The 17,898-nt window shown below is 64.3% G+C and carries 13 protein-coding genes and 1 pseudogene; 6 read left to right on the forward strand and 8 right to left on the reverse strand.

What is annotated here, in order from left to right:
- Positions 1-11: 11 nt before the first annotated feature.
- The 3 genes from JIM94_RS02580 to JIM94_RS02590 all read right to left on the reverse strand — a co-directional run bounded on the left by JIM94_RS02580 (position 12) and on the right by JIM94_RS02590 (position 2,156).
- Complete coding sequence (locus tag JIM94_RS02580) at positions 12-731, reverse strand: SDR family oxidoreductase (RefSeq protein ID WP_234039192.1); 720 nt, start codon at positions 729-731, stop codon at positions 12-14.
- 55 nt (positions 732-786) lie between these two features.
- Positions 787-1,386, reverse strand: a complete 600-nt coding sequence (locus JIM94_RS02585; protein WP_200252604.1) for a DNA-3-methyladenine glycosylase I — start codon at positions 1,384-1,386, stop codon at positions 787-789.
- 92 nt (positions 1,387-1,478) lie between these two features.
- Positions 1,479-2,156 (reverse strand): alpha-ketoglutarate-dependent dioxygenase AlkB, encoded by a 678-nt coding sequence (locus tag JIM94_RS02590; protein WP_200252606.1) that lies wholly within the window; start codon positions 2,154-2,156, stop codon positions 1,479-1,481.
- A 39-nt stretch (positions 2,157-2,195) separates the two neighbouring features.
- On the opposite strand from JIM94_RS02590, the gene hrpB reads away from it, so the two are divergent.
- Positions 2,196-4,622 carry an ATP-dependent helicase HrpB gene (gene hrpB, locus JIM94_RS02595; RefSeq protein WP_200252608.1) on the forward strand — a complete coding sequence of 809 codons (2,427 nt, stop codon included), beginning with the start codon at positions 2,196-2,198 and terminating at the stop codon, positions 4,620-4,622.
- 162 nt (positions 4,623-4,784) lie between these two features.
- The gene (locus JIM94_RS02600; protein WP_200252610.1) at positions 4,785-5,039 is read left to right on the forward strand and encodes a hypothetical protein; all 255 of its coding nucleotides are present in this window, start codon (positions 4,785-4,787) and stop codon (positions 5,037-5,039) included.
- Here the strand turns inward: JIM94_RS02600 and JIM94_RS02605 are convergent.
- Both JIM94_RS02605 and JIM94_RS02610 read right to left on the reverse strand, forming a co-directional pair.
- Entirely contained in the window at positions 5,005-5,577 is a 573-nt protein-coding gene (locus JIM94_RS02605) for a phosphatase PAP2 family protein (RefSeq protein ID WP_200252613.1), read from the reverse strand. The two genes, JIM94_RS02600 and JIM94_RS02605, sit on opposite strands and share 35 nt — an antisense overlap.
- A complete protein-coding gene (locus JIM94_RS02610; RefSeq protein ID WP_200252615.1) occupies positions 5,553-6,329 on the reverse strand; it encodes a TSUP family transporter in 777 nt (258 codons plus the stop codon). Before JIM94_RS02610 ends, JIM94_RS02605 begins: the two co-directional genes overlap by 25 nt.
- A gap of 147 nt (positions 6,330-6,476) precedes the next feature.
- Between JIM94_RS02610 and JIM94_RS02615 the strand changes: the two genes are divergently transcribed.
- From JIM94_RS02615 to JIM94_RS02625, 4 genes and pseudogenes are all read left to right on the forward strand, one after another.
- On the forward strand, positions 6,477-7,544 hold the full coding sequence (locus tag JIM94_RS02615; protein ID WP_200252617.1) for an AbrB family transcriptional regulator: 1,068 nt from the start codon (positions 6,477-6,479) through the stop codon (positions 7,542-7,544).
- Positions 7,545-9,900: 2,356 nt separating this feature from the next.
- Positions 9,901-10,101, forward strand: a pseudogene (locus tag JIM94_RS11445) (LGFP repeat-containing protein); the annotation flags it as partial.
- 69 nt (positions 10,102-10,170) lie between these two features.
- A complete protein-coding gene (locus JIM94_RS02620) occupies positions 10,171-10,488 on the forward strand; it encodes an LGFP repeat-containing protein (protein ID WP_248702979.1) in 318 nt (105 codons plus the stop codon).
- A 734-nt stretch (positions 10,489-11,222) separates the two neighbouring features.
- Positions 11,223-13,109 (forward strand): hypothetical protein, encoded by a 1,887-nt coding sequence (locus JIM94_RS02625; protein ID WP_200252621.1) that lies wholly within the window; start codon positions 11,223-11,225, stop codon positions 13,107-13,109.
- A gap of 1,136 nt (positions 13,110-14,245) precedes the next feature.
- Here the strand turns inward: JIM94_RS02625 and JIM94_RS02630 are convergent.
- From JIM94_RS02630 to JIM94_RS02640, 3 genes are all read right to left on the reverse strand, one after another.
- Positions 14,246-15,049, reverse strand: coding sequence for a GNAT family N-acetyltransferase (locus tag JIM94_RS02630; protein WP_200252624.1), 804 nt, complete (start codon positions 15,047-15,049; stop codon positions 14,246-14,248).
- 319 nt (positions 15,050-15,368) lie between these two features.
- Positions 15,369-16,220 (reverse strand): SDR family NAD(P)-dependent oxidoreductase, encoded by an 852-nt coding sequence (locus tag JIM94_RS02635; protein ID WP_200252628.1) that lies wholly within the window; start codon positions 16,218-16,220, stop codon positions 15,369-15,371.
- A complete protein-coding gene (locus tag JIM94_RS02640; RefSeq protein WP_234039194.1) occupies positions 16,217-17,893 on the reverse strand; it encodes a DUF885 domain-containing protein in 1,677 nt (558 codons plus the stop codon). Before JIM94_RS02640 ends, JIM94_RS02635 begins: the two co-directional genes overlap by 4 nt.
- Positions 17,894-17,898: the final 5 nt, after the last annotated feature.

Consider the following 17,898-nt stretch of genomic DNA (forward strand, 5'->3'; position numbering starts at 1 on the left):
GCTGCTCTGGGTCACACCTGGTCGGTGGGCATGATGAGCATCGTGTCGACGTTGACGTGGGCCGGCATGGACGCGACCCAGCGGACGGCCTCCGCGATGTCGGCGGCGGTGAGGTTCATCTTCCCGTCGTAGACGGTGGCGGCACGCTCGGCGTCACCCTTGAAGCGGTTGAGGGAGAAGTCCGTCTCGACGCGACCCGGATCAATCTCGCTGACGCGCAGCGGGGTGTCGGCGGTCTCTATGCGCAGGACGCGGGTGAGTGCGGCGACGCCGTGCTTCGCGGCGTTGTACCCGCTGCCGCCGGCGTAGGGGACGCGGGCGGCGACGGAGCCGATGTTGATGACCTGGCCGTGAGACCGGGTGAGGCGTTCGAGCAGGGCCTTGGTCACGCGCAGGGTACCGAGTACGTTGACCTCGTACATCCAGGTCCAGTCCTCGATCTCGGTCTCGGCGACGGGGTCGAGCCCGAGTGCTCCGCCGGCGTTGTTGACCAGAAGATCGCAGCGTTCGATGTCCGCGGTGAACTCCTCCACGCTCACGTCGTCGGTGACGTCGAGGTGCCGGGCGATGCAGCCGGTGCGCTCGGCGAGCGCCTCCAGTTTCTCCGTCCGCCGGGCACCGGCGATGACGGTCCAGCCGTCGCCGACCAACGCCTCGACACACGCTTCCCCGATACCTGCGGACGCTCCGGTGACGACCGCGACCCGACCTGAGTTCTTCATTGCGTTCATGGTTTCATTCTCCCACAGGTCCCCCACCTCCGCTCCGGTGGTCGAACCGGAACGGTCATCCACCGACGAGGCCTGACGCACCGGAGATCCGGTTGTCCACCATGCCGACAGCCTCCATCAGGGCGAAGCAGGTGGTGGGCCCGACGAAAGAGAATCCCGCCTTCTTCAGCGCCTTGGCGAGAGCGGTCGACTCCGGACTGGTGGTGGCCTGCACAGCGGCGGAGTCGGGACGCGTCCACCGCTCCGGGGTGAACGACAGCACCAGCCCCGGAAGACCCCCTTCCCGACGGAGCGCCACCGTGGCCCGCGCATTGGTGAGAACCGCCGTGATCTTCGCCCGGTTCCGGATGATGCCGTCACATTCCAGCAGCCTGTCGACCTCCGCGTCGCCCCAGTCCGCGAGCACATCGGGGTCGAATCCCGCGAAGGCCTCCCGGAAGGCGGGACGCTTGCGCAGGATGGTCTCCCACGACAGCCCCGCCTGGAACCCCTCGAGACAGATACGTTCGAACAGGCCCCGTTCATCGGTGACCGCACGACCCCACTCATGGTCGTAGTAGTCGCGCAGGAGCTCCGAGGAACAGGCCCATTCCGGACGGATCCGGCCGTCATCCCCGTGAACCAGGCCCCGTGCGGTGAGATCGTCGTCGTTCATGTCCCCACCCTAGGTCAACGGTACCGCCGGAAGACACAGCTCCGCGGCCCCTGTGGACATCCGTTCCTGTGGCAGTCGTGTCCACAGCGGGCTCAGGCGGTGACCTGGCGGACGGTGATGTTGATGCGCCCCTCGGCGAGGCCGCAGCCGTCCGGGGTGGTGTCCGCGATGAGGCGGGGCACCCCGTGGAACGCCAGGCGCGCGGGCCCGCCGAAGACGAGGGCGTCACCGGACTCGAGGGGGACGTCCCGCCAGGGACGGGTCTGTCCCGCGACGGTGGCGATGCGGAAGATCGCGGAATCCCCGATGGAGAAGCTCACGACGGGTGCGTCACTCAGCTCGGTGTCGTCCCGGTGCATCCCCATCCTCGAACCGGGCGGGTAGTAGTTGATGAGCGCCGTGTCGGCCCGGTAGTTCCCCACCCAGGGTCCCAGCTCCGGGGCGTGCCGGGCCGCCGCGGCGAGCGCACCGCGGGCGAGATCGGAGAGGAGGTCCGGGACCGGTGGCACAGGTGTTCCGTCCGGGGTGCGGGAACTGTAGCGGTACGGGTTGGTGTGGAACCAGAGCCCGAGGGTGGTCATCCAGACACTCATCTGCCCGCTCCGCAGGACGGGTCGACGCATCGCGGCCGGCCCTCGGGCGTGGGCGCGGGCGCCCGTGACCAGCCGGGACTGCGTCTCGGGGGCGAGCCAGGCCGGCAGGTGGACGACTCCGGGGATGATGCGGGCGGCCTCGCGGGGCAACGCACCGGATTCGAACAGTTGTGCCATGGGGTCACCGTAGCAGCGCCCGGTGGATACACTTCCCCCGTGTCCCCCTTCGATCTGACCCGCATCGGTGCCGGGCTCGCGGCGGCGACGGCCGTCGGCACGCTCGGCGACGCCCTGGCCGGGACCGGTGCCTGCGTCGTGCAGGCCCCGCCCGGCACGGGCAAGACCACGCTCGTACCGCCGGCCCTGGCCAACATCACCGGCGGAAAGGTGGTGGTCACCGCACCCAGGCGGGTGGCCGTGCGCGCCGCGGCGAGGCGACTCGCCCAGCTGGACGGCTCGGAGGTGGGTGACCGGGTCGGGTTCACGGTGCGCGGTGAGCACCACGCCGGATCCCGGGTCCAGTTCGTCACCCCGGGCGTTCTGCTGCGCCGTCTGCTGGCGGATCCGGAGCTGCGCGGTGTGGACGCGGTGGCCCTCGATGAGGTGCACGAGCGGCAGCTGGACACCGATCTGCTGGTGGGCATGCTCACCGAGCTGCACCAGCTGCGCGACGATCTGGTGCTGACCGCGATGTCGGCGACCATCGACGCCGACACGTTCGCCGGTCTGATCGGGGGCCCGGTGGTGTCCACGGAGGCGGTGACGCACCCGCTCGACGTCCGGTACGTTCCCGGCGGCACACGCCTCGGCGCGCGGGGTGTGGAGTGGGCGTTCCTCGACCACGTGGCCCGGGTGTCCGTGGACGCCGTCGCGAAGCTCGGGCATTCGGCGCTGGTGTTCGTGCCCGGCGCGCGCGAGGTCGACCGGGTCGTCGCCGCGGTCGGCGATCTCGCACCCCGCGTGCCCGTGCTGCCGCTGCACGGACAGTTGAGCCCGGCGGCGCAGGATGCTGCGCTGACGCCCTCGGATCGGCCACGGATCGTCGTGGCGACGTCGATCGCGGAGTCCTCGCTCACGGTGCCCGGGGTGCGCATCGTCGTCGACTCGGGGCTCGCCCGGGTACCGCGACGGGATGCGTCACGCGGCATGACGGGCCTGGTGACCACGACGTGTGCCGCGTCATCGGCGGACCAGCGGGCCGGGCGTGCCGGCCGTGAGGGTCCGGGAACGGTGCTGCGCTGCTACGAGCCCCGCGTGTATTCCTCGATGCAGCCGCACATCACCCCGGAGATCGCGACGTCTGACCTCACGCAGGCCGCGCTCCAGCTGGCCTGCTGGGGTACGCCCCGGGGCGGGGGACTGCCGCTCGTCGACGCCCCGCCCACCGCCGCGATCACGGGAGCAGAGGACGTGCTGAGGCGCCTGGGCGCTGTTGACGACGATGGCTCGGCGACCCCGTTCGGACGGAGGCTGGCGGGTATTCCCGCGGGTCCCCGGCTGGCCCGGGCCCTGCTGCTCACCGTTCCGCTGCTCGGTGAGCGGGCGGCACGTACGGTCGCGCTGCTGGCGGATCAGCCCCGGGGTGACATCGCGGCGCAGGCCCGCGCGGAACGGGGCCGGCTCGGTCGGGAGACCACGCGCCTGATGCGGCTGGCCCGCGACGCGGAACCCGGGACGGACTATCCGACCACGCATCCCGAGGGCCTGGTCACCGCACTGGCGCACCCGGAGCAGGTGGCCCGGAGAACGGGCGGCGACTGGCTGCTCGCCAGCGGTACCCGGGCGACCCTCCCCGGCGGTACGGGCCTGGACGACGCGGAGTGGCTGGCCGTCGCCGAGGTCACCCGCACCACGGCGCGGGAGGGCCGGACCGGTGCGGTGATCCGGGCCGCCGCCCGGCTGGACGAGGAGACCGCCCTGGCGGTCGTCGGCGTCTCGGAGACCGTGACCGCGACCCTCGAGGGTGGGCGGATCCGGGCCCGGAAGGTGCGGCGGGCCGGAGCCATCGAGCTGAGTTCCACGCCGACCTCCGTCGACAGGCACCACGCCTCGGAGGCGATCGCGGAGGGGCTGCGGACCGATGGCCTGGGGGTGTTCACCTTCTCGGCGGCCGCGACAGAGCTGCGCGACCGGCTCGCCTGGCTGCACACCCACGTCGGCGATCCGTGGCCGTCGGTGGCGGAGGGGGACCTGCTGGCGAATCTGGACGCCTGGCTGGCCCCCGACCTGGAACACATCGCCCGGGGCACCCCTCCGGGGAAGATCGACATGCACGCCGCGCTGCGCCGGCTGCTCCCCTGGCCCGAGGCGGCGCAGCTGGATGAGCTGGTTCCCCGGCGGCTCACCGTTCCGAGCGGGAACAGCCACGCCGTCGACTACTCGGGGGAGAAACCGGTCGTGGCCTGCAAGCTGCAGGAGTGTTTCGGCCTGGCGGAATCCCCCCGGATCACCGGGGTCCCGGTGCTGTTCCACCTGCTGTCCCCGGCGGGACGGCCGCTGGCGGTGACCGATGATCTGGCGAGCTTCTGGTCCGGCCCCTACAACGGGGTGCGCGCGGACATGCGTGGCCGCTACCCGAAGCACCCCTGGCCGGAGGATCCGTGGAGCGCGACCGCGACGGCGCGGACGAAACGTCGACTGTGACAGCGGGAATGGTACAGAGCGGCGGAATCCCATCCGGGGGTGCATACTGGTAATAACCGGCTTCGGCTGATAGACCGGAAGGTGCGACATCACCGCTGAGCTGGTGAGAGACCGCGATCCCGCAGGAGCACCCACCAGCCCGCACGATCGGAGGTACCTCCCATGCAGAAGCCGACCACCCAGCTCTACATCCTGTGGGCCATCACCGTTGTCGCCGCGGTTCTCCTCGCCCTCCACTCCTTCATCTTCTTCCCGATCCCGCTCGTCGCGGCGATCGTGGCCTACCGGAAGATGCGGCGCGTCCCGGAACTCCGCACACAGTTCCGCATCCTGCTGTGGGTGAACATCATCGTGCTCATCGCACTCGGCGCCTACGTCGTCATCAACTTCCCGACGGGGAACCCCGCCGCAGCCTGATCGTCCCCACTCCCCCGACGACACCGAGCGACACCACCGCCACGGCGACACCGGCGACGGTGTCGCTCAACCAGTGAACCCCCAGAATCAGGCGACTCGCCGCCACGGACACGGTCACGGCGGCCGCGACGAACACAGCGGCCCACCGTCCCGCACCGCGCAGCACCGGCCAGAAGACCACCACCATGGCTCCGGCGAGGGCCGCCGCCCCCGTCACGTGTCCCGACGGGAACGCAGCCGTGGGCTCCACCACCAGCCGCCACTCCACCGGCGGCCGGGACCTCCCCACGACGGGCTTGAGCAGATGGGTCACCACCTGGGCGAGGACGACCGCGCACCAGAACCGCACGGCGGTGGCCCGCCCGAACCGGCGGAGAAACAGCACCGCGAGGACCGTCGCGAACACCAGGACATGCCAGGGCCGGAACACCTCCGCAAGAACCTCGCTGACCGCCACCATCCACGGTGCGCGGTGGGCGACGAGCCACTCCCCGAACGCGACGTCGGGAACCATCAGCCACCGAGAATCTGGGTGCACGTCAGATAACTCGACATCACGATGACCATGCACAGCAGCGCCGCACGGATGAATCCCGTACCACCACGCACCACCGTGCGGGCACCGATCTGCGCACCCGCGATGTTCGCCACCGCGAGCACCAGTCCGAGGGTCCACCAGATGTGACCGCCCACACCGAACACGACGAGCGCCCCGACGTTCGTCGCCGTGTTGACGACCTTCGCCAGGGCGGCGGACGTGAGGAAGTTCTGGCTCAGCACACTCGTGAACACCATGATGAGGAACATGCCGGTGCCCGGCCCGAAGATGCCGTCGTAGCCGGCGATCAGCGCCACCGCGCCTACCGCGATCAGACGCCGTACACCTTTCGGCGCCTCACGTGCGATACCGGTGCCGAAACTCGGGCGGAGCGCCACGAACACACCCGCCGCGACCATCAGCACGATCACGATCGGCCTCATGAGGGACTTGTCGATCGCACTCGCCGCGAGCGCACCGCCCGCCGAGCACACGGCGGCCACCGGCACGAACCGGATCACCAGGGACAGGTCCACACCAACCTTCCGGCACAGTGAGAACGCCGCGGACGCCGTCCCGGACACCGCCGCCAACTTGTTCGACGCCAACGCCGTCACCGGGGCCAGCCCGGGGGCCACGGCGAGGATCAGCGGGATCAGGATCAACCCGCCACCGCCGATCACCGCGTCGATCCAGCCGGCGACACCCGCGCCCGCGATCAGAATGAGCCACGCGGGCAGGGCGAGATCCATGGTCACCAGCTTTCTCGAGGAATCCGGAAAGGTGACTGCGGTCACCCACCGGGGTTGGATGTCAATTATGCACCGATCCGCCCACATCCGTTACCCGACCGGCACAATGGACGGTGGAAACCCGATGACCGGTGGAGAGGAGAGTCCGTGCACGCCCCGCGCATCGACCGCCGGTGGCTCGCCGTCGTACCGTCGACCCTGATCCTCGGGTGGGTGTTCACCCGCATCGGGCTGCCCGCGGGCTGGGTGATCGCCGCGATCCTCGTCGCCGCCACCGCAGCCGTCGCCACCGGTCGCAGCATCAATCTCCCCGGCCCCGCCTCCCGGGCGGCCCGCGCGGTGATCGCCATCCTCGCCGCGGCACCGCTCACTGCCACGCCCGCGACCCAACTGGTGAATTTCCTCATCCCCGGGCTCGTCGTGTCCGCGGCGACCATCGGGATCGGTGTCGCCGGCGGTCTGCTCCTGCACCACGCGCACCGGGAGATCAGCCGCTCAACGGGTGTGCTCTCGATGCTCGCCGGCGGTGCCTCCGTCATGCCGTTCCTCGCCCGGGACACGGGCGCCGACTACCGCTACGTCACCCTCACCCAGTACCTCCGACTGCTGGCCGTGATGCTCTCCCTGCCGCTCGCCGCGATGCTCATCGGCTTCGACACCCACCCCACGGCCGACACGGCCACGGACTTCTCCTGGATCGGCCTGCTCGTCCTCCTCATCATCATGGCCGTGGGACAACCCGTCGGGACCCGGCTGCACGTACCCGCGCCGTCGATACTCGGGCCGATGCTGCTCACCGTCCTCGCCCACACACTTCTCGACGACCGGCTCACCCTCGCCCTCCCCGGGGCCGTCACCGCGGTCGCGTTCATGGCGATCGGCTGGATGGCCGGCGGGGCACTGTCCGTCCCGGCGCTGAAATCCTTCGCCCGGACCCTGCCCGCCACACTGCTGTTCATCGCCGCCCTCATGGCCGGCTGCGCCGCCACCGCTCTGCTGCTGACCTGGTGGCTCGGCGTCCCCTATCTCGACGCGTACCTCGCGACCAGCCCCGGCGGACTCGAGACCGTCCTCATCATCGCCGACGAGGCCGACTCCGGGCCCGTCGTCGCCGCGGTCCAGATCATCCGACTGATCGGCGTACTGATCCTCGCGGGCTGGATGCCGCAGGTACTGCACCGTATCGCACGCGTCCGCCACCCAGCCCGCCGTTGATCGCCTCGATCTTTTCCTGCTGCCACCTCGCCAGCAACGACACCCCCGTCAACAATGCCTGCGGGCTTGATGCAACACGTCACCTTTGCGGCCGCGATGGCCGTGGACCTCGTTGTACATCGGATGCCCGCACTGTGCCTGTTTGCGCCAAGCTGTCTTCCGTCCCAGGCTCTCGTCGGGGAATGGGATCCCTCGGTGTAGCTAGTCGAGTGTGGACCATTGCCGAGGTGTGGAGAATGACCCGTTGTGATGTCTATTTTGGGAGCAAATCATCCCGGATCAGGGGTTGGCGGGGATAATTTCGCGTGCGTCTATTGAGACCGGTTTCCGTATATAATAGGTTCTCGGTTACGGGGGCGACAAGTATTCTCGACCGGAAAGGCGTGATCGTGAGGCAACCGGAGTGATGCGGTCCGGGTCTGTTGCGGTGACCACTTTAATACTGGCCGCCATAGGTTCGTTGTCCCTGGGTCTCGCCTATTTTGTTCGCGGCTCTGGTGCCTACCCGTTCGAGTACTGGTACTTTTCGGCTTCGGCTACGTTGGCAGCGGGTGCTGTGCTCGCCTACCAGTTCTGGAGGCGGTGTCTCCCGGACGGTGATGCCTGGGGAGTACTGGCAGTCACCGCAGGGATCACCGGTCTCTTCGCGATTGGTTGCGTGGTGATCGCTGTGCTGGATACCCAATCAAAGGGGATGGTGACATTCTTTTCGATTGGTTTGGCGGCCAGTGTGCTGACAGCTTCGAATGTAGCCTGGAAACAACGCCGTTCGTAGACCGTAGTGGCCAGTGTGGCGCGGAAATGGATTAGTTCGAGCCGTTGCCGAACATTGGAACCAACATGCGTATCATCCGGGCTCGCAAAGGAAGGGAAAAAGCCATCAGCGCAACCACAATGACTGCTCCCCTGGCAAGCTCCTCTACGGCTCCAGTGCACGAAAATCAGACAACTAAATTCATTGAATGACAATAGGGGTGCCAACAAGGACAAGTTTGACGGAAATACCTTCACCTTCACTTTCGGTGAACCAGTAAAGGATGAAAACGGATTTTCCGAAAGATATTTCAATTCGGGTTCCTGTTCAGGAACCTTTGCAGACCCCCGTCTGGAAGCCGACGGGATCATCAGATATGGACTCAGTGTGCCATGCTCTGGCACCGGATTTCTTCCACTAAGTGTACAGATCACACTCCAAGAAGAGCATTTAGGCACTTGGTGTGAAGATGTTGATTCCCCACGAATCGTTCCCCTTACAGGAGGTGGCTACGGCTTCGTCAGAGGTGACGCCCACTGTAACCGTGACAATTCAGGACATGACTACAGGGTCAAGGCCGTCATTTATGCGGGCAATCACACCGGTCACGGACACTCAAGGGAAGTTCACTTGCAGTGCAATTACAACCCCCGCGTGGGACTCAAGATCCACTCACAGAGGTCAGCACACGCTCTTTCATATCCCCCGGAATAGCTCTCATCTAGCTGAGATTTCACTTTCTCAAAGAGTGCTTGAACCATTTTCTCCAATTTTCCCTCCGGGTAAGAATTAGGAAGCTCATGGAGTGGGACGTTGAGAGAAACCGGAGGATCAGCATGAGTCCAGTAAGACCTCATATCCTCAGAAAAGATGAGTACATCAGTGCCCATAAGGTGAGACTGCAAAACAACATTACCAAAAATAAGTGTTGGCATATTCTTTTGAATCATTAAGTGTCCTTTACCCATGAGTTTCGATGAGGTTACGTCCCAAGCCTACAGCCAACCCACCATCCCAATAGGTCACAGACGAAGTTGTGTGTGTTTGCGCTGTCCGCCACCGAACGGCCCACGCCCAACCCCGGGTCTGCTGCGCGAATAGGTGGCAACTGGTTTGGCTCGTCTTGGTGCTTGCTGGAAGGGGGTTGTTGTGCCTAAGTGATATCCGAAAGAGTTCCGCGATGACGTGGTGCGTGTTGCTTTGGCGCGTGATCCGGGTGTGACGTTGGTTCAGGTGGTCACGGATTTCGGGATTCATGTAGGCACGTTGAACACGTGGCTGAGCCAAGAACGCATGGGTTCCGGGTAACGGGAAGGTGTGTGTCGCTCAGAGTCACGGGAATTACGTGATTTTGCGGCGTCGGAACCGGCTGTCGGTGCTGGTGCGGTCTGTCGAGGTGCAGATCTTCTCGATGTACCAAATCATCTGGACCGTCCCGAAAGCGGGTTAACACCGATCCACGCAGGCGTGAGGTAGTGGTCGGCAAGAAGCTGCAGCCGGTCAACGACGGTGGACGGTGGGGCCAGTCTTCTGCTCGACAGGCTGCTCCGTGCAGCGGATGCAGCCCCCAGGTGTCGTCGTTTCACCCCACACAATATTGAAGTGTGTGGCGCCGTTCTTGATCGCTACGAGCAGGTCGGTGGCCCAGCATCACCATCTTTATGGCCGGTTGCGCCAATTCGGCTCAATTCGGATGGGCGGGGCTACCGGTTCACTCTGACCAAAGGCATTATTTACTGCTCGCCGGAGACCGGAGCACATATTATTCCCGTCCGAGTTTTCCCGGTCTGGAAGGACCTCAGGTGGGAGGCGGGACCTATGGGGTATCCGATTACGGACCACGATGGACTCTCTTCCAACCCGATCGAGCGTATGCAGAAGATCCAGCATGGCGCTACCGTGCAGAAAGCTGTGGGACTGAACGTGGCGGCGTACGGCCGCATCTACCATCGTTGGATCAAGGCGGGTGGGGTTAATCCGATTACAAATGAGTTCGATTGGAGGTCCGATCGGGGACGGATAAACGTCTTCGACCGGGGAGTGATCGTCTGGTCATCGACCGCGGATGCCCACGTAATTGATGGTTTTCCGCTGACAGAGTGGATTACCGTCACCCTTGAGGGCGGTAGATTCGGTTTGCCGATCAATGAACCATACGCGGATGGAATCGGCGAGGTTCAGAAGTTTTGAACGCGGTACCGTCAGCATCGCCACTGACGGCAAAAAGTGCACCGAGGCTTTTTGACCTATGAAAACGATATAGAAAAGTTGACAACAGTGTTTCCTGAGGTACCCTTTACGGGAAGCAGTGTGAGAATGGCTCATCCCGAACCTTCAAAGGGAACCTCGAAGGACATTTTCACTAGATCAATAGGTATTCCAGGAAATTATAAATGGTGCGGCAATAGAAGTCTCGATGCTCTCCATGACTATTGCACTAAGGGCCCCGATATGCCATATATCGGAAATTATAATTATGTTGCATACAATGCCCTAGATTACCGAGACGCTTGTGCGATTCATGATCTATGCTACGCAGCCTCCAACCGTAATTCATACGGATATATGACCGTTGCAAAAACGGGCCGATTGTGACGATGAACTATATTCAAACATGAAGAATATTATCGAAAATTGCTCCCGTCAATCTTCTGCGTATCCAACACAAAAATTACTGCGCGCCAATCAGCCACTCGGTATCACGCCGGAGTTGTTTTGTCTCACAATAAAGCCTATTATCTGGACAGGAAGTCGCTCATTAGACCGGGATTAATTGAGCCCGCATTTTGGCATCGCGATCCCGATCATTGGCATTTCGGGAATTTCTCGGTAAAAACTCACTCTCGGTAGGTGGCAGTTGTGCCGTTGCATGATTTTCCGCGTGATTGAGGGTTGATTCACTGTGGAGGAAAGGAATGGCAACTGTGGCATGTAACGGTGTTTCATCGTCCGCGGGTTTCAAGCACTCTGCGCGTGTACTGGGTGTTGTACTGGTGTTGGGTGCGTGGCAGATGCTGCTGTTTACGGGATCAACCCCAGAAAAGCGACGGGCAATCAACGTCGACGACACTTGGTATCGGTACCCGGTTGACGACGTGCACATCACCGCCGGTATACCGCAGGTTGTTTTCTGCGCTGTTTTCTGTCTAGTCACCTGGCTTGCCGCCACCGGGTTTTCCATCGTGAAAAACCGGTTCGTCGCCCCTGCTGTGGTTGCGGGTTTCTGGATTGGCCTGTTTGTTGTGCCGTTTATGCTCCGGCAGCAAAAAGGAGAGTCACTGGGGGGTCCTTTTGATGGCCTGGTTGCCGGAATATTGTGGCTTGTGCTGCTCGGAGTTACCTCTGGGTGGCTGCTTTCCTGGTGGTTGACAATGCTGAACGTGGCTGAATCGGCGCTTGTGTTCGCACCAGTTGCGGGATGTGCTTTTGCCTGCAGCCCAGGACTTGCGGCAAGCGGTACCAACAGCTTGTTCGCGATAGGCGCAGGCCTGTGCGCGATGCTCGGCGTGGGGGCTCGGCACTCGGCACGCTATCCGTTGCTCGTCGGCCCGGTGGCATGTGTCGGTTTGTGGATGATGTGGCCGGAAACAGTGCTGGCCGGTGCACCGGAATACACGGTACGGGCTGTACTGACGGCGGCTTTTGTGCCGATTGTGTGTGAAGCGGTGTACCGCCGCGAACTGGTGTTGCCGCGTGGATCTTCCCCACAGGTAGGAGACGGCACACATGTGCCGCTGGATAGGGCGGAGCTGGATTGGCTGAGTCCACCTCCTCATGCAAGTCGCCGGGATCCGACCAACGGACTCGACCCCCGCGAAGCGGAATCTCACCACGCGAAAGAACGGGGCCTGGCAACAGGATTGGCCGCATACTGGTGGACCGTTATCGCCCTTGCCGCTGTCACTGTCGCAGTTCCGGCGATACTGATGAGGACGCTGTTTGTCCGGGAGAACGAATTCATCGGTGTTGCGCCGACACCGGACGGGGTTCCGTTCTGGTCGGGCACACTGTTTCCGATGGGCGTGCATCAGTCGATCGCTGGCGGAATCGCTGTAGGCGCGCCCATGTCCGACAACGGCGACTGGTTTTTCATTGATCCTGCCACCCAGGATCCGATCACGGTTGTCTGCGTGCTGGGGGGACTGACCGGACTTGCTGTCATGATGCGAAAGCTCAAGCTCATGAACTTCTTGATGGCCGCCTACGGTGTGACCGTGGCCGGTGGCGCATACATCGGATATGCCACGATTGAGGGCATGGAGAGCGATTTCAGGGTTGAACTGACGCTCGTTGCAAGTCTTGTCATGGGGCTGCTTGTCGTCATCCTCCCAGCGGCTGCAAGCGTCGTTTCCCGTAGCAGCGCGGCGCACACGGAAAGCTATGCGCCGAGCAAAAGCCTGGTGGCCTTTGTCGTCTGTCTGGCGGCGGTGCTTGTCGCCGGTAGTTCCTCCTGGCTGAGGGCCGGTGTCTTTGACCCGGTGCTCACGGCGTCCGACAAACCGACCGACCTCATCCTCGGGCAGATGTTCACACCGAATCTTGCGTTGGTGACCACCGTGGTTGCGTTGACGGTTGCGGCATCGCTTGGCTGCTGGTGGCTTCTGGGAGGTGTGCGGTGGCAGTGGTGTGTGCTTGTGGCTGTCGCCGGGTTGCTGGCGCTGCAAACCGCCGGGCTATTTACCGGCGGGGTACCCGGGTGCGCTGTTGTTGGTGCCGGGGTTGCAGCCTGGGTTGGCGGGGTGATGAACGTAATAAAAATACCGCGGCAGATCCCCGGGGATCTTGTGTCCCGGAAAGCACGCGCACTGTAAGTGCCGTCCGGTCCTACGTCAGCTTTCTGTCTCCACCAACGACTCTGCCGTCCCGAGCCGTTCTGATGGTTTCAGAACGGCAGGTGCGCTCACGGTGTTTCTATGTGGACCCACAAGTAGATTTAAAGAAAGCCACATCTCCGCAAGGAACCATTGACTCATGAACCACTACGCCGCCGTTATAAACGGGACCACGGACGAGTGTTCACTGCAGATCACAAGCCTTATCTCGCGCCGATAACCTCGACGATCTGAAAGGCTCCTCCGGGTGAATCTTCATCCTTCCCCATTCAGTCAGTTGGCAAAAACGAAGAGGTACGCACCTTTGATGGGACAGTAGACGTAGAACACCGCTGCGCCTACCGTGACCGGATCTCCGAGGGGCACGGACGAACAGCGGCGAGATTTCATCGACAAAGAACTACCGATCCAGGACTTCCCACACTTCTACCCGTCCGAGAGGTCCCACAAACTCTGGAAAGACTCACTCCCGGAACTAACGCGACCCGAGAAAACAGGCTCATACAAAAACTGCATGCAATCCGTTTGGCGTGCTTCACATCAAGTGGTGTTTTACTGCCATGTAGCCATAAAACGTAGTGCCACTCCCCAACAGTGCCGTTCTAACAGAGAAAATAGACACTAGCCGTCAAAAGCACCACCGCTACATATGCGGTGGTGCTTTTTCCTTAAGGTGGTTGGTCGCTTGTCGGGTCGGCGTATTTTTGAACGGTATTTCTGGCCACCGTTCCTCGGTGGTGAGCTCGCATGAATCCCCCAGCGCCTTATCCACCGCACCACCCCGCCAGACGCTCCCCTCACCACGCTAAAATCAGTCCCCACCGGCCACATATAACCCGTTTTCTCTAGTGCGATGGGACACGGGCGCCGACTACCGCTACGTCACCCTCACCCAGTACCTCCGGCTGCTGGCCGTGGGACAACCCGTCGGGAGCCGGCTGCACATACCCGCGCCGTCGATACTCGGGTCGATGCTGCTCACCGTCCCCGTCCACGCACTTCTCGACGACCGGCTCACCCTCCCCGGGGATTTTCCCCCTCTCCGGGTGCGGGGCGGTGACGGAAGTCCTTATGCCGGGTCCCATCACCAAACCACCGACCGGACAGTGGGTATTTCAGTCCCTGTTCCGTTCCCAGACGAAGGGAGTGGTTGTCGTGATCTTCATCAACCCGGCCCTCTCCAGAATCGGACGTGAATCCTCCGTGCAGTCAGCCTGCAGATATCGGTAACCCCGGCGCTGCGCGGAGGAGGCCCGCGCTGCGGTGAGCGCGCGGTACAGACCCCGACCCCGATGTCCCTCATCGCAGGCACCACCCCACAGGCCGGCAAATTCAGTACCGGCCACAAACTCGGTTCGCCCGGTACACACGGTTCCGCCCCCAGGTTCACGCACCACCCACAGTTCAAAGCTGTCCGGATCACTGGCAGAGCGCGACACCAGTTGGTCGGTGAGGCGTTGCGCCTCTTCGACAGGCGCGTCGAAGACACGCTGGACCAACGACTCGGCCCCCTGGATATCGGTGGGGGAACCCGCCCGGACCAGACTGTATCCATCCGGGAGTGGGCCCGCGGCCTCAATCACCGCATCAGCGGGTCCCGCCATCACCGTTTCAGGCTCCTTTTTCTGAAATCCACCTGATGTCAGCAGATTCTCGAGCCCCTCCAGGTCATCGTGCTCCCGTGTTTTCCACTCGACACTGTCCACGCGCCCGTCGGCGGTGAAATGCTCTCGGACGAGCTCAATCAATGCGGGTAAATCCACCTCCGGCGGGATGGAGCGGTAGGTGATGAAAGCGTGGCGATGCACATACGTGGCCACCCACAGAGGGCCTATCCTGGTGACCTCCGGCGCGTCCGCGACTTCAGCTTCGGTACGAAGTTGATTGTCGTAGAGTTCGAGCATCTCATCCCTCGTCATGGGGAGTGAGCCTAGCACCGTCATTGACGGCGGTTGGCGGTTCCGTGCCCCACGCCGGTGTTGAGATACCCGTTCCGGTTCACTCTGTCCCGGTGCACAGTTGGTCACGGCACAGTGACGCATGAGATGGGAGCGGAAGCCGGTGCCACGAACCTGACCACGGGAACGCCGTTCGCCCGGAGTCGGCGCGATGTTCCATCAGTTGTGGTCCGTGGTCCCCTCCTGGATTCCGTCCGGCCACCGCCACGACGGGCCCCGACGGAGACCCTGTGGATCCATCCGGCGGGCGTTTACCCGGGATGTGTCCAGTCCCACCCCCTCACAGCCCGACGCGGCGGGCGGATTCCTCCCAGAGTCGCCGGGCGATCTCCGGATCGCGGCTGCCGGGATAGTCCGGCCCCCTCTTCTTTCCGAGGTAGTACCCGCCGGGGACGAAGTCGGTGCCGACGGTTCCGGTGGCCAGCCGGACGAGGCGGGCGGCCCCCTTGTCGGTACTGCCCAGCGCCATGCGGGTCACGGGGTTTGTGTAGAGGAATTCGAGGAGCGGCCCGGCTCCGGCACCGAAGTTCGAGGCGATGACGCCGGGGTGGAAGGAGGCGCCGTAGATGCCCCGGTCGGCGTGTCGGCGGGACAGTTCACGGGCGTGGATGATGTTCATCATCTTCGAGTCACCGTAGGCCTTCATCGGATCCCAGGGCCCGTCGGCGTTGTCGAGGTCGTTCACGTCGAGGTCCCCGTAGAGTTTCGCGGCGATCGACGCTGTCCCGACGACGTACCCGAGTCCGGCGGCGAGATTGTCGGCGAGGAGTTCGGTGAGGAGGAACGGCGCGAGGTGGTTCACCTGGAGGGTGAGTTCGTTGCCGTCGTCGGTGACCGTGCGCTCCGGGCCGAATACTCCGCCCGCGTTGTTCGCCAGGACGTCGATGCGCGGGGCGATTTCGGCGAGGGAGGCGGCGAGGTCACGGACCTCGTCCAGGGACGAGAAATCGGCGGTGAAGTGGGGCGCACCGATGGCGGTGGCGACGAATCGGGTCTTGGCGGGGTTCCGGCCGACGACGATGACGCGGTGTCCGAGGTCGGCCAGTTTCCGGGCTGCGGCCGCCCCGATGCCGTCGCTGGCGCCGGTGACGACGATGGTGCGGGGTACCTCGACGAGTGGGGGTCGGCTCATCGGTTATCGTCCCCGTCGAGACCGTCGAGGACACAGTCGCGCAGGATGCCCATGGGGATCGAGCCGAGGGCGAGGGCCTCCGCGTGGAACCGCGGGAGGGTCATGCCACGGTCGAGGGCCTCGTCTCGCAGTTCCTGCCAGAGGCGCTGGCCGAGGGCGTAGGACGGGGCCTGGCCCGGCCAGCCGAGGTAGCGGTTGAGTTCGAAGTCGAGGTTGGCGCCGGCCATGGCGGAGTTGGCGCGCAGGAACGACGCCGCGTAGTCGGCGTCCCACGTCCCGCCGTCCGGCGTGGTCTTCCCGAGGTGGACACCGATGTCGAGGACGACGCGGGCGGCACGCAGGCGCTGACCGTCGAGAAGCCCCATGCGGGTCGCGGGGTCGGTGTGGTGGCCGAGGTCGGCCATGAGCTGTTCGGCGTAGAGCGCCCAGCCCTCGCCCTGCCCGGAGTTCCAGCACGCGACACGCCGCCAGAGGTTGAGTTTGTCGGATTCGCAGAGGGTCTGGCCGATCTGGAGGTGGTGGCCGGGAACGCCCTCGTGGAACACGGTGGTGAGTTCCTGCCAGGTGTGGAACACGGTCTCGCCCCTGGGCACGGACCACCACATGCGGCCCGGGCGGGTGAAGTCGCTGCTGGGCGGGGTGTAGAAGATGCCGCCCGTCCCGGCGGGGTCGATGCAGCACTCGATGGTGCGCACCGGTTCGGGGATGGTGAAGGCGGTTCCGTCGAGATCGGCGATGGCCCGGTCGGCGGTGGCCTGCATCCATTCCTTCAGTGCGTCGACGCCGTCGAGCCGGTAGCGCTCGTCGGCGTTGAAGCGGTCCATCGCCTCCTCGACGGTGGTGCCCTCGCCGAAGCACTCGACGGCGATGGCCTCCTGCTCGGCGACGATCTCGGAGAGGCGGGTCAGTCCCCATTCGTAGGCCTCGTCGAGATCGACGGTGGCGCCGACGAACTCGCGGGAGAAACGTTCGTAGCGTTCGCGTCCGACGCCGTCCTCCGCGGGTGCCTGCGGCAGGAGGGTCTCGCGCAGCCAGGTGGCCATGCCCCCGAAGGCCTCGCGGGCCCGGACGAGCTCGGCCCGGTCGGTGTCGACACCGAGACCGTTGAGTGTGGACCCGTCGCCGGCGAGGTCCTCACACTGGGCGATGACCTGCTCGACCTGGCGGCGGGCGGCGACGTGTCCGCGTTCGGCGGCGAGGGTGAGGGAGGCACGGTGTCCGTCGAGTGCACGCGGAACGTGGCCGAGACGGGAGATGACGTCGGCCTGCGCCTCGGGGGTGTCGGTGGGCATGATTCCGAAGGTGTCGCGGATCCACTGGACGGGGGACGCGATGTTGTCGAGCTGCCGGATGTCCTCGCCCGCCTCGTGGAGTTCGAGACGCAGTCCGAGGCGGTCCCTCAGGACGGCGGCGGTGACCCGGTCGATGTCGTCGAAGTCGACGTCACCGTCACCTGCGGCGGCTTCCTCGAGTGCGTCGACCTCGTGGAGCATGCGGCGGATACGTTCCGCCATGGCGTCGTGGTACTCTGGGGAGAAGTCCTCCATCTCACCGTTGTGGTCGGTGAATCCCCACTCTGTCGCGGACAGCGGGGACAGCGCCGCGAGATCGTTGACGAAGGTTTCGCAGGCCAGATCGAGGCGGGACGGGTTGCGGAATGTGTCGGAGCTCATGCCGC

This window comes from Corynebacterium pygosceleis, from assembly GCF_016595275.2.
Classification (GTDB): Bacteria; Actinomycetota; Actinomycetes; order Mycobacteriales; family Mycobacteriaceae; genus Corynebacterium; species Corynebacterium pygosceleis.

Bases quoted from the DNA above. Each gene is read 5' to 3' on its own strand.
- JIM94_RS02580 (WP_234039192.1), bottom strand. From the start codon at position 731: ATGAACGCAATGAAGAACTCAGGTCGGGTCGCGGTCGTCACCGGAGCG.
- JIM94_RS02585 (WP_200252604.1), bottom strand. From the start codon at position 1,386: ATGAACGACGACGATCTCACCGCACGGGGCCTGGTTCACGGGGATGAC.
- JIM94_RS02590 (WP_200252606.1), bottom strand. From the start codon at position 2,156: ATGGCACAACTGTTCGAATCCGGTGCGTTGCCCCGCGAGGCCGCCCGC.
- JIM94_RS02600 (WP_200252610.1), top strand. From the start codon at position 4,785: ATGCAGAAGCCGACCACCCAGCTCTACATCCTGTGGGCCATCACCGTT.
- JIM94_RS02610 (WP_200252615.1), bottom strand. From the start codon at position 6,329: ATGGATCTCGCCCTGCCCGCGTGGCTCATTCTGATCGCGGGCGCGGGT.
- JIM94_RS02620 (WP_248702979.1), top strand. From the start codon at position 10,171: ATGCAGAAGATCCAGCATGGCGCTACCGTGCAGAAAGCTGTGGGACTG.
- JIM94_RS02630 (WP_200252624.1), bottom strand. From the start codon at position 15,049: ATGACGAGGGATGAGATGCTCGAACTCTACGACAATCAACTTCGTACC.
- JIM94_RS02635 (WP_200252628.1), bottom strand. From the start codon at position 16,220: ATGAGCCGACCCCCACTCGTCGAGGTACCCCGCACCATCGTCGTCACC.
- JIM94_RS02640 (WP_234039194.1), bottom strand. From the start codon at position 17,893: ATGAGCTCCGACACATTCCGCAACCCGTCCCGCCTCGATCTGGCCTGC.